9 protein-coding genes are annotated in these 12,548 nt (G+C 57.2%); 5 read left to right on the forward strand and 4 right to left on the reverse strand.

Annotation, left to right across the window (positions count from 1 at the left end; translation table 11 throughout):
• Positions 1–51: 51 nt before the first annotated feature.
• Positions 52–1,599 (reverse strand): catalase, encoded by a 1,548-nt coding sequence (locus CHU71_RS12245; protein ID WP_147761222.1) that lies wholly within the window; start codon positions 1,597–1,599, stop codon positions 52–54.
• Between the two features lie 156 nt (positions 1,600–1,755).
• On the opposite strand from CHU71_RS12245, the gene CHU71_RS12250 reads away from it, so the two are divergent.
• The 3 genes from CHU71_RS12250 to CHU71_RS12260 all read left to right on the forward strand — a co-directional run bounded on the left by CHU71_RS12250 (position 1,756) and on the right by CHU71_RS12260 (position 5,574).
• Positions 1,756–2,322, forward strand: coding sequence for an RNA polymerase sigma factor (locus tag CHU71_RS12250; RefSeq protein WP_049064492.1), 567 nt, complete (start codon positions 1,756–1,758; stop codon positions 2,320–2,322).
• A 376-nt stretch (positions 2,323–2,698) separates the two neighbouring features.
• Positions 2,699–4,021, forward strand: coding sequence for a membrane protein (locus tag CHU71_RS12255; RefSeq protein ID WP_046645721.1), 1,323 nt, complete (start codon positions 2,699–2,701; stop codon positions 4,019–4,021).
• A 233-nt stretch (positions 4,022–4,254) separates the two neighbouring features.
• Entirely contained in the window at positions 4,255–5,574 is a 1,320-nt protein-coding gene (locus tag CHU71_RS12260) for a hypothetical protein (protein WP_147761223.1), read from the forward strand.
• A gap of 97 nt (positions 5,575–5,671) precedes the next feature.
• On the opposite strand, the gene CHU71_RS12265 is transcribed toward CHU71_RS12260, so the two are convergent.
• Complete coding sequence (locus tag CHU71_RS12265; protein ID WP_147761224.1) at positions 5,672–6,709, reverse strand: aspartate-semialdehyde dehydrogenase; 1,038 nt, start codon at positions 6,707–6,709, stop codon at positions 5,672–5,674.
• A gap of 29 nt (positions 6,710–6,738) precedes the next feature.
• Positions 6,739–8,004 (reverse strand): aspartate kinase, encoded by a 1,266-nt coding sequence (locus tag CHU71_RS12270; protein WP_100086956.1) that lies wholly within the window; start codon positions 8,002–8,004, stop codon positions 6,739–6,741.
• A 301-nt stretch (positions 8,005–8,305) separates the two neighbouring features.
• Here CHU71_RS12270 and CHU71_RS12275 point away from each other — a divergent pair, with 301 nt between their 5' ends.
• Entirely contained in the window at positions 8,306–9,163 is an 858-nt protein-coding gene (locus CHU71_RS12275) for a DMT family transporter (RefSeq protein WP_147761225.1), read from the forward strand.
• Positions 9,164–9,205: 42 nt separating this feature from the next.
• Here the strand turns inward: CHU71_RS12275 and CHU71_RS12280 are convergent, their stop codons facing one another.
• Positions 9,206–10,372 carry a mannosyltransferase family protein gene (locus tag CHU71_RS12280; RefSeq protein WP_147761226.1) on the reverse strand — a complete coding sequence of 389 codons (1,167 nt, stop codon included), beginning with the start codon at positions 10,370–10,372 and terminating at the stop codon, positions 9,206–9,208.
• A gap of 340 nt (positions 10,373–10,712) precedes the next feature.
• Here CHU71_RS12280 and leuA point away from each other — a divergent pair, with 340 nt between their 5' ends.
• Positions 10,713–12,530, forward strand: coding sequence for a 2-isopropylmalate synthase (leuA, locus tag CHU71_RS12285; protein ID WP_046645726.1), 1,818 nt, complete (start codon positions 10,713–10,715; stop codon positions 12,528–12,530).
• Positions 12,531–12,548 lie beyond the last annotated feature (18 nt).

Here is a 12,548-nt window from a genome sequence, read left to right on the forward strand (position 1 = left end):
ACACTATGGCAGTGCACGCTCAGGCCTGTGATTAGGAGGTTGTATTACATGCTAGTTCTTCTCAGCGAAGAGCTCACGAACGCGCTTTTCTAGGCGTGGGGAAACTGCGCCCCAGTAGGCGTAGACGCGCTCCTCAGTCTCTGGGGAAACACCAGCCATTGCATTGGTGATGTTGTCCGCCAGGCGCTCCTTCTCGTCATCGTTGTAGACGTTCTCATACAAGTCAGTTGCCTGAACCGCATCGGAGTCTTCAGCGTGGTGCACGTACGGCGCACGGACAAGGTCCAAGCCAGCTGGGTCCGGGTTCACGTAGAGGTCCGGAGCGGTGACGGTCTCCTGCACCGAGCGGTCGTTGACGTCGCCATCCAGGTAGCCGCCGCCCTTTGCGTGGCGGTTCGGGGAATAGACAGGATCCTCAGGAGCGTTGAAGAGGAACTGCATGTTGCCCTCATGCTCGTAAGTGTTGACCTTGTCTGCGTTGAGCGGCTGGTTTACAGGCAGCTGCTTGTAGTTCGGCCCGATGCGGTAGCGCTGCTGGTCAGCGTAAGCAAAGACGCGAGCCTGCAGCATCTTGTCCGGCGAAAGGCCGATGCCGGGAACGAGGTTGGATGGATCCAGAGCAACCTGCTCGATTTGGGCGAAGAAGTTACGCGGGTTGCGGTTGAGCACGAAGTATCCAACGTCAACCAGCGGGTAATCCTTCTTGGACCAAACCTTGGTGAGGTCAAACGGATTGAAGCGGTATTCAACTGCCTCAGCGAGCGGCATGATCTGCACCTTAACGTCCCAGATTGGGTAGTCGCCTTTTTCGATAGCGTTGTAGAGATCCTCGCGGTGGTAGTCGGCGTTCTTGCCGGCCATCTCACCTGCCTCCGCGTCGGTGAAGTTTTCCACGCCCTGGCGGGTCTTGAAGTGGTATTTAACCCAGAAAGCGTCGCCTTCCTCGTTGACCCACTGGAAGGTGTGGGAACCGTAACCGTTCTGGTGGCGGGTGGTCTTCGGGGTACCACGGTCACCCATCAAGTAGGTGACCTGGTGGGTGGACTCTGGGTTGCGGGTCCAGAAGTCCCACTGCATATCCGCGTCACGCAGGCCGTTGACACCAAGGCGCTTCTGGGAGTGAATAAAGTCGGGGAACTTCATGCCATCGCGCAGGAAGAAGACCGGGGTGTTGTTACCGACGATGTCGTAGTTTCCATCCTCGGTGTAGAAGCGCAGGGCAAAGCCATGCACATCGCGCCAGGTATCCGGGGAGCCCTGCTCACCAGCAACGGTGGAGAAACGGCCCATCATCGGGGTGACGGTGCCAGGCTGGAAGAGCTTTGCCTTGGTGTACTTGGAAACATCGTTGGTGATATGCAACTCACCGAAGGCACCATGCCCCTTAGCATGCGGCGTGCGCTCTGGCACGCGCTCGCGGTTGAAGTGGGCGAGCTTTTCGATCAGATGGATGTCATTGAGAACAACAGGGCCATTCTGGCCGGCAGTAATGCTGGTGTTCTCGGTCGCAATCGGCTGACCGGAGGGGCTGGTGGTGTTTGGGCCGCCCGCTGGGCGCTGACCCTTGTTGAGCACCTTGTCAGCTTCGGAGTTAGTCATGGAAAGCCTCCTAAAAAAAATAGTTGATAATTGGGGTAGATTATCAATCACGGACAAGTAATAGTCTACCCCATTTAATAGGTTGATGCAACAGAAATGTCCAAATTGATAAGTATTGACAGCAAAGCCTGATTCAACTGCCATACTGGTAAGTTTATGGTGGTGAAACACCACTCCGAACATGACGACGCACGCGTCACCGACCTTGCCCTCAGGGCTGGTCGTGGCGACCGCGCCGCGCTAACGGAGTTCATCAAATCCACGCAGGACGACGTGTGGCGGCTACTCGCCCACCTAGGTGGCCCGGAAATCGCCGATGACCTCACACAAGAGACCTATTTGCGGGTCATTGGTGCCCTCCCCCGCTTTGCTGCGCGTTCGTCGGCACGCACCTGGCTCCTGTCCCTGGCACGGCGGGTCTGGGTGGACAACATCCGGCACGACATGGCTCGCCCGCGCAAGTCCGCCACGGAGTATGAGGACGCGGCGGCCCAGGCCCCAGCAATCGAGAATTCAGGCACGTGGAGCGATTGGATCGACGCACGTGCGCTTATCGACGCCCTCCCTGCCGACCGCCGCGAAGCCCTCATCCTCACCCAGGTCTTGGGCTACACCTACGAAGAAGCAGCCAAGATCGCCGGCGTGCGCGTCGGCACGATTCGCTCGCGCGTGGCTCGCGCTCGCAAGGACCTTATTGAAGGAACCGATCCTTCCACAGACTAATAGCCTGCGGTCACAAGGTGAACACACGTAGACGGTGGCCGCTGCCTACCACCTACGAGAAGGGCTGCACGCACAACGGTGCCTGTTACTTAACCACCGCTGGAGCTTCACAGGATTCCCAAGTGCAAGGAAATCGTTATCTACTAGTTATCAGCACCGCGATATAGCCATAAAGCCTGCGCTTTTGGGACTGAATACTGAACGGATTTCATAATTTTTCACGAAATGACCACTATTTGGCTGACAGTTCCCGGGCAAACGAAAGTACCCTGGTTAAAGACACACGTGACAAATCGACAGTCGACCCGACCCCGCGCGCGATAAGACGCGCGCATTTCTTTTGCTCGGCGCGTGTGGGAATGCGAGAAATCTCCTCATGCTGAAACGTGCATTGGCTATCTCCATGGCGTTTATCGGCGTCATTGTTGGCGCTGGCTTTGCATCCGGCCAGGAAGCGATGCAGTACTTCGTAGCCTTTGGAAACCAAGGATTCTGGGGCGTCGCCTTAGCCGCAGGTTTGATGCTCATCACGGGTATCGCCATTTTACAGTTGGGCTCCTATTTCCAAGCCTCAGAGCACACCGCAGTGTATGACAAAATCTCGGGACCGATTACATCCAAGATTCTCGACTGGTCCACCATTGCGACTCTTTTCTCCATCGGCTTCGTTATGTTTGCTGGTGGCGGCTCAACCATCAGTCAGCAGTTCCCCGAGGTCAAGCTGTGGATCGGCGCGACCATCATGTTGGTGCTGGTTCTTCTCGTGGGCTTACTTGACGTCGACCGAGTCACTACCGTCATCGGTACCATCACGCCGTTCGTCATCTTTTTCATTGTGTTGGCCACCGGCTACACCATCGCGACTGCTGACGTTGACTTCGCGCAGCTCAATGACTTTGCCGTCAACAACGTCGACACCAGCCTTTCTCACTGGTGGCTTTCTGCACTGAACTACACCGGCCTGAACGTTATGTGTGCTGTGTCCATGTCCATCGTCATTGGCGGCAACATCCTTGATAACCGCGCAGTAGGAATTGGCGGCTTTATTGGCGGCATCATCTACCTCATCCTGCTCACCCTTTTGGTTGTCTCCTTGTTCATGGTGGCGCCGCAGGTCAATGGTCAGGATCTACCGGTGCTTGCACTCATCAACACTCTTAATCCGTCGCTCGGTTACATCATGACGTTCGTTATTTACGGCATGGTATTCAACACCGCGATCGGAATGTTCTATGCGCTGGGCAAGCGACTGACCCGCAAGAAGCCAAAGCTCTTCTACCCTGTTTATGCCGCTTCCTGTGTAATCGGCTTTATTTTGTCTTTCATTGGTTTCCAGTCCCTGGTCAGCAATGTCTACCCAGTCCTGGGTTACTTGGGATTGCTCATGATCGCTGTGATGGTGTTCAAATGGATCACCAATCGTGACAAAATCACGTCGGAGAGCAAGCGCCGTCATCGTGCGCACATCTTGGTCCAGCGCAAGCTAGACCCGCGTCAACGATTCACCAAGAAGAATCAGAAGGAGCTCGCAAAGCTCGCGGCCGCTTCCAATATGAAGACCGACGAGTTTGAGGACGCCATCGCCGAAGAAATCCACGAGGAGCTCGAGGCAGATGAAGAGCTCGAATACGACCGTGAAGATCCTGATCCTTCAGTTGTCTTCGTCGAGCACACCAAGCCGGAAGTTCCACGAGACTAATACAAAGCTCTCTCCTCTTCCTGCTTAAGCAGACCTTTCCAAGGCGTATGAGTTGGCCTAACCCAGCTCATACGCCTAATGTTGTACAACGCACACGTGATAAATCGAACGTCGAATCGGTATTGCGCCACCATGGCAGCAAACGCCTCGCACACAAACTGCACGCCTGCAAAATGATGAGCGCGGACTTACCCTCCCGGCGCGTGTGAGATAGCGAGACTCCCCCACACCTTATGTTTAAACGCGCAGTGGCCATCTCTATGGCCTTCATTGGCGTTATGGTCGGCGCTGGTTTTGCCTCCGGCCAGGAAGCCATGCAATATTTTGTTTCCTTCGGCACGCTTGGATTGTGGGGGATGGCGCTGTCCGCCGCCCTCATGATCGTTGCTGGCATCGCCTTCCTACAGCTTGGATCCTATTTCCAGGCTTCGGAGCATACCGCCGTCTACTCCCAAATCACCGGGCCGATCACCTCGAAAATCCTTGACTGGGCCACCATTATCACGCTTTTTGCGGTGGGCTTTGTCATGTTCGCCGGCGGCGGCGCCAACCTCGCCCAACAATTCCCTTCCCTGGCAACGTGGGTGGGCGCCTTGATCATGCTGGTGTTGGTGCTCATCACGGGGCTTCTCGACGTCGATAAAGTCACCGCTGTCTTAGGCCTTATCACGCCTTTTATCATCGTCTTCATCGGCTTCGTCACTATCTACAGCTTGGTAACGAACCAGACGACCTTGGAAGAAGCAAACAACTACGCCATCCACAACGTAGATCCCGCAATTGCTAATCCGTGGATCGCCGCCCTTAATTACACCGGCCTAACCGCTATTTGCACCGTTTCGATGGCCATTGTGATTGGTGGAAACTTCCTAGACAACAAAACCGTCGGCCTAGGCGGTGTTATTGGTGGCGCTATTTTCCTGTTCATGCTGGCGTTGCTGGTCTGCGCCCTATTCTTTGCCGCACCGCAGGTAAATGGCCAGGCAATGCCTGTCCTAGCGTTGATTAACACCATCCACCCCGCTCTGGGTTACGCAATGACCTTTGTCATTTACGGCATGGTTTTCAACACCGCAGTGGGCATGTTCTACGCGCTGGCTAAACGCCTGACGCGCGGCCATGAGAAGCGCTTTTACCCCGTTTACCTCATTACCTGCCTCATTGGCTTTGCGCTGTCCTTCGCTGATTTCAAGGAGCTCGTCGGACTGATTTATCCAATTCTCGGCTACGGCGGCTTGGTGGTCATTGCCACCATGCTCTTTGGCTGGGTTAAAAACCGCGGCAAGATGGTAAAGGAATCAGACCGCCGCACGCGTGCTTGTACGCTGGTCCAGCGCCGCCTTGATCCGCGTGAGCACTTTACCAAGAAGAATGAAAAGGAACTGCGCACCTTGGCCACGGCCTCCAACATGGAAACTGCGGAGTTTGTCGATGCCGTCGAAGAAGAAATCCACGAAGATCTCGAGGCAGATGAAGAGCTCGAATACGACCGTGAAGATCCTGATCCTTCCGTGGTCTTCGTCGAGCACACCAAGCCGGAAGTCCCAAAGTAAGAATCCGAAGTAAATAACTAAAAAGGAGCTTGTACATCCGTTTATTGGATGTACAAGCTCCTTTCTGTGTTTTATGGCTTTGTTTTAGGTCCGCGCGCTAGACCAACAGCTCGGCAATCTGAATTGTGTTCAAAGCTGCGCCCTTGCGCAGATTATCGCCGGAGACAACCAGCACGAGGCCCTTGTTATCATCCACGGACTGATCCTGGCGGATGCGGCCCACCAGGGACTCATCGATACCTGCAGCAGCAAGCGGAGTCGGAACGTCGACGACCTTGACACCGGGGGCGTCGGCAAGCAGGCGGCGTGCCTCGTCCGGGGTGATTGCCTTGTCGAACTCCGCATGGATGGTCAGGGTGTGGCCGGTAAATACCGGGATGCGAACGCAGGTGCCAGCAACCTTGAGCTCAGGAATACCCAGGATCTTACGCGACTCGTTGCGCAGCTTCTGCTCCTCATCGGTTTCCTCAGAGCCATCATCAACCAAGTTGCCAGCAAAAGGCAGCGCGTTGAAGGCAATCGGAGCAACGTATGGGCCAAGCTCTTCCTCAGAGACCTCCAGAACAGAGCCATCATGGACGAGCTCTACGTTGCGATCTCCAATCTCGGCGGCCTGCTTGGCCAAGGCCTCAACGCCAGCCAAGCCAGAGCCAGAAACTGCCTGATAAGAAGACACGTGCAAACGGTTCAGGTCAGCAGCATCGTGCAAGACCTTAAGAACCGGCATTGCCGCCATGGTGGTGCAGTTCGGGTTAGCAATGATGCCCTTCGGCGGATTCTTTGCCTCCTCCGGGTTTACCTCAGACACGATGAGCGGGACCTCAGGATCCTTGCGGAATGCAGAAGAGTTATCCACCACAGTTGCACCAGCAGCGGCGAAGACCGGGGACCACTCGCGCGAGGTAGCGCCACCGGCGGAAAACAGAGCAATGTCTACGTCAGCAATGGAGGCCTCAGTGACCTGGGAGAGATCCTCAACCACGATCTTTTCACCACGGAACTCCAGCTCCTGGCCAGCAGAGCGCGGTGACGCGAAGAAGCGCACCTTATCCGCAGGGAAGTTTCGCTCTTCAAGGATGGAGCGCATTACGCGTCCTACCTGGCCGGTAGCTCCTACGACTGCAATGGTGGTCATGAAAATTTCCTTCTTTCCCTGAAATGTTTTTAGCGGCCCGTACCAGCGTAGACGGTAGCTTCTTCTTCGCCCCCCAGCTGGAACTTCTCGTGCAATGCCACAGCCGCCTTATTGAGGTCAGTCTCGCGGACGAGCACGGAGATGCGGATCTCGGATGTGGAGATAAGCTCCATGTTGACGTCGGCGTCACGCAGCGCTTCGGTGAAGTCTGCGGTAACACCCGGGTGAGACTTCATGCCTGCACCGACTAAGGAAACCTTGCCCACTTGGTCGTCGTAAAGCACGTTTGCCCAGTGACCCTCGTTCTTGAGCTTGGTCAAGATCTCCATCGCGCGCGGGCCATCGGCACGCGGGCAGGTGAAGGTGATGTCGGTGGTGCCGGACTCCAGGGAAGAGACATTCTGCAGGACCATGTCGATGTTGATCTCGGCCTCGGCGATGGCGCGGAACACCGTCGCTGCCTCACCCGGGCGGTCCGGGATGCCCAAGACGGTAACCTTGGCTTCAGAGTTATCGGTCGCGATGCCAGTGAGTACTGCTTCTTCCACAGGGATATCCTCCATTGAACCGGCGATCAAGGTGCCGGGGTCGTTTGAATAAGACGAGCGAACTCGCAGGGGTACGTTGAATGCACGGGCGTATTCCACGCTACGCAGGACAAGAATCTTGGAGCCGACGGCCGCCATCTCCAACATCTCTTCGAAGGAGAGCTTCTCCAGCTTCTGTGCATCCGGCACAATGCGTGGGTCCGCGGTATAGACACCATCGACGTCAGAGTAGATCTCACAGACATCGGCTTGCAGCGCCGCTGCGAGGGCCACGGCGGTGGTGTCGGAGCCGCCGCGACCCAAGGTGGTAACGTCGCGGCTTTCCTTATTAACGCCCTGGAAACCAGCGACGATACAAATCTTGCCTTGATCCAGAGCCTCAGTAATGCGGCCCGGCGTGACGTCCACGATGCGCGCGTTGCCGTGGCGCTCAGTGGTAAGCACGCCGGCTTGGGAGCCTGTAAAGGACTGGGCCTCCGCGCCAAAGGACTCTACGGCCATGGCCACCAAAGCGTTGGAAATGCGCTCACCCGCAGTCAGGAGCATGTCCATCTCGCGCTGCGGCGGCACTGGGTTTACTTGGGCTGCCAGATCCAGCAGCTCATCGGTGGTGTCCCCCATGGCGGAGCAGACAACAACCACGTCGTTGCCCGCCTTCTTGGTAGCCACAATGCGCTCGGCGACAGCACGGATGCGCTCCGCGGTTTCGAGGGATGAGCCTCCGTATTTTTGAACGATCAGGGCCACGTTGGGATATCCACCTTTCACTGTGCGTTTCCCGCGACAGGCTATAGCCACAGGGCCGATAAGCCCTGCTATACCTGTCGTGCATTAGTCAGTTGTCCATGCTACCCCGGCGAGGTACTTTCTTTCACAATATGTGAAGGGGATCAAAGTGTTTTTATTCACCAATCATGCATTGCGCCGTATTTTTAGCGCCGCTCCGCCACCATAACGCAGCAACCCCGCAGCTGCCCGCAAATACGGAAATCACTGCACACGCCTGAATCATTCGTTATATTCACGGCGCCTTGAGTACGGTGGTGGGGTGTTAAGCAATCTCTTGGCGGTCTTGTTCGCCCTCGCCTCGGCCCTCACCGTGGCGTGGGGAACCGTCATCCGCCACCGGATCGCTCTCGAAGCGTCAAGTTCCGTCATGCGCACAGCCATGGGCAACCCCTTATGGTGGGTCGGCACCCTAGCAGCAGTGGTGGCCTATGGTCTGCAAATCATCGCCCTAGGATTCGGAACCCTGCTGGTGGTCCAGCCCATTTTGGTGCTTTCCCTCATGTTCACGCTCCCCCTTTCCGCCTGGTACTCCAAGCGTGCGCTGTCATTTCACGAGACCTTCTGGTGTGCGGCGCTGACAATCGCTGTGGGCGTCTTGGTGGTCTACGGCCGCCCCACTGCCGGCAATCCCCGTCCCTCCCTCAATGAATGGTGGCCGCCGCTTGTGTGTGGTGCCGCTGGTTTGGCCCTTTTAGGCCTGTTCGCCTGGCGCTACCGTGCCCGGCGTGCGCTCGCCCTGGGAACAGCCTGCGGCGCGCTCTATGGCTACGTCGCACTCTTGTCCAAGTCCGTGGTGGACATTTTCACCAACGATGGGCTGTGGCAGCTCGCGCAATCGTGGCAGCTATACGGCCTCGTCTTTCTGGCTGGAACAGGCACGGTATTACAACAGTATTCTTTCCATGCCGGCCCGCTCGCGCAGTCGCTTCCTGCCATGACCATCATGGAGCCCATCATCGCCTTCAGCTTGGGTTATGTAGTGCTCGGCGAGGAATTCCAAGTAGATTCCATCACGGGCTGGTCCGTGATGGCCGCCGCCTTGGCCGTCATGATTCTAGCAACGTTCGTCCTCTCTCGGCGGCCAGTGGGACGTGCCCAAGTGCAGGCCGATAATTAGCTCGGCCCGGCCAGCGCGTTATAAATCGCCCCTTCAAAACTGCTAAATCGCCCAGTCAAAAACAGCCAGCATGTGCGCCGAGAACCAGGCGCCACCAAGCACCACTGCGCCCATTACAAAAGCCATCTGACGGGAGCTTTCCCACTTACTCATTTCGATTGTCCACGGAATAAAGAGCACGGCAGCCGGAAGCAGAAGGCGTGGGCGCGAGTGCATGATTCCGTCCGAGAGCAGCACGTTAGCTATGAGCGCTGCCGAAAAGAGCCACACCGGCAGCGGAAGCTTGCGCCAGGCAAGCACCAACAGAATGGGAGCGCCAACGATGACCGAGGTAGATAGCAGAAATCCTGCGTGATCCGCGGTCATCAGCGTGGATTTAACCCATTCAAAGGTGGCCACGCCGAAGTCGAACTGTGAATTCCAGTGTTCTTTCTGAATTCCAAAATATCCACCGGCGGCAGCTAGGTAGTGGTTGGCCATCGTGAGATAACCCAGCAGCGGCAACGCCGAGGCCACCAGCGCCACCCACGCCTTCCATTCCCGTGCGCCCCACAACAGCACAATCACGCCGAAGACCAAGATCACGTCCGCCGAGGTCAGACGAACGGCAGACAGCGCAAAAACCAAAAGTCCCGCGAGCAGCCATTTCCGGTCAATGAGCGCAACGAGCGCCCACATTGTCAGCGCGCCAAACAGCGCCTCCGTGTACGGCATCGCGAAGACGATGGACATCGGCGCTGAGGTCACCGCGATTGCTGCGGCCACGCGTGCCTTGAAGTCCGCACCCATGCGCTGCGCGATTGCCATAACACCTGCGGCCATAACCACGGTAAACACAAAATTCAGGAGGATAGCGGCGATGGGTTCCGAAAATCCCAGGAAACTGACGAGCTTAATGAGTAAAGGAAAACCCGGAAAGAAGGCCATCGTCGTTTCATAAACGTTGCCCTCGGTCGCAATATCGGCGTTGAAGTAGCCGGCGCGTGCAATTTCTGTGTAATATACGGCGTCCCATTTATTGAGCAGGCCCCACAAATTATCATCGTTGGCCTTGGCAAACATAGCGAGCACAGCAATGCGCAGGATGTTTCCTAGGACGCCCACGCCCAGGGCCGCGATCCAATCGCGCTGACGCTCGTGCTTGACGACGTCGCCAAGCGCATTGCTTTCCGCTTCCTCACCGAGACCTGTTTTGCTCGCGTTCTCCACAATGGATAATGCTATAGGTTAAGCGCCCGCCGCCGGCAATATGCTGCATTAGGCTGGACGAATCTTCCAGATTTCGCATTCTCCTCCCCCAAGCCACACCCTCATTTGTCTCACCCCATGGGAACACTTGCCACGGAATGGGAAGCACGTTAGTGTGATCCACATGACTACGCGGCTGATCCTCCTCCTTATTTGCCGCGGCGGGAATTAGGCCTTGATAATCTTGCGGCCAGCGTCCCGTCGCGGTGTTCAGTGATGCGCATTCAGCCGCCATTGCCACAGCTGGCCGTGAGACACAGCTTCCACAAACCTTTCAAAACCTTCAAGGACCTTATAAAACATGTCTCCCAACGATTCCTTCATTTCTGCACCTCGCGAGATCAGCACTCCCAACGGCCCATTCGGTAAGAACCAGCCCGCATGGAACAAGCAGCGCGGCTCCTCGATGCCGGTTAACCGTTACCTGAGCTTCGCCGAAGAGGTCGAGGATATCCAGCTGCCGGATCGCACCTGGCCTGACAAGAAGATCATCTCCGCTCCGCAGTGGTGCGCTGTGGACCTGCGCGACGGCAACCAGGCGCTGATCGATCCAATGAGTCCGCAGCGCAAGCACCGCATGTTCGACCTGCTGGTCAAGATGGGCTACAAGGAAATCGAGGTAGGTTTTCCTTCCGCATCTCAGACGGACTTCAACTTCGTGCGCGAGATCATCGAGCAGAACAAGATCCCTGAAGACGTCACCATCCAGGTTCTGGTTCAGGCCCGTGAGCACCTGATTCGCCGCACCTTTGAGGCTTGCGAAGGCGCCAAGAACGTCATCGTTCACTTCTACAACTCCACCTCCAAGCTGCAGCGCCGCGTGGTCTTCCGCAAGGACCGCCCGGCCATCAAGAAGCTGGCTACCGATGCCGCCGCGCTCATCAAGGAGATCGCCAAGGACTACCCAGACACCAACTGGCGCTGGGAGTACTCTCCTGAGTCCTTCACCGGCACTGAGCTGGACTTCGCCGTCGAGGTATGCGACGCCGTCGTAGACATCATGGAGGCCACCCCGGAGCACCCGATGATCATCAACCTGCCTTCCACAGTGGAAATGATCACCCCGAACGTCTACGCCGACTCCATCGAGTGGATGCACCGCAACTTTGCCAAGCGCGACTCCATCATCCTGTCCCTGCACCCGCACAACGACCGTGGCGAGGGCATCGCCGCAGCCGAGCTGGGCTACCTGGCGGGCGCCGACCGCATCGAAGGCTGCCTGTTCGGTAACGGCGAGCGTACCGGCAACGTGGACCTCATCACCTTGGGCCTGAATATGCTGACGCAGGGCGTCGATCCGCAGATCGATTTCACCGACCTGCCCGCCATCCGCGAGACCGTGGAATACTGCAACCAGCTGCGCGTTCCTGAGCGCCACCCCTATGGCGGCGAGCTGGTCTTCACCGCTTTCTCCGGTTCCCACCAGGACGCCATCAACAAGGGTCTGGATGCACTGGCCAACGAGGTTCGCCCTGGCGCCAACAACACCGAGGTCTCCTGGGACGAGCTGCGCGAGACCGTCTGGGAGGTTCCTTACCTGCCCATCGACCCGAAGGACGTCGGCCGCGACTACCAGGCTGTTATTCGCGTGAACTCGCAGTCGGGCAAGGGCGGCGTTGCCTACATCATGAAGACGGATCACGGCATCAACATGCCGCGCGCCATGCAGGCGGAGTTCTCCGCTGTGGTACAGGAGGTTACCGATACCGAAGGCGGCGAGGTCAACTCCAAGAACATGTGGGACATCTTCGCCACCGAGTTCCTGGACCGCGAAGCACCGCTGGCGCACAAGACCTTCCTGATCGATAACTCGCCTAACGACGACTCGGAGGCAAAGGTCACGGCAACCGTCGAGTACAACGGCTCCGAACATGTCATCTCCGGCCACGGCAACGGCCCGATTGCGGCCTACGCCAACGCTCTGGAGCACCTCGGCATCGACTTCGAGGTCATCGAGTATTCCCAGCAGTCCCGTACCGCTGGTGACGACGCTGAAGCAGCTTGTTACATCGCTGCCGATGTCAACGGCACCCAAGTGTGGGGCGCGGGCATCGCAGGCTCAACCACTCGAGCCTCTATCTTCGCCATCAACTCTGCGGTCAACCGCGCACTGAACTAGCCGCATCTGCACACCCCT

Origin of the sequence: Corynebacterium sp. LK14 (assembly GCF_008042215.1) — a bacterium.
GTDB classification, from domain to species: domain Bacteria; phylum Actinomycetota; class Actinomycetes; order Mycobacteriales; family Mycobacteriaceae; genus Corynebacterium; species Corynebacterium striatum.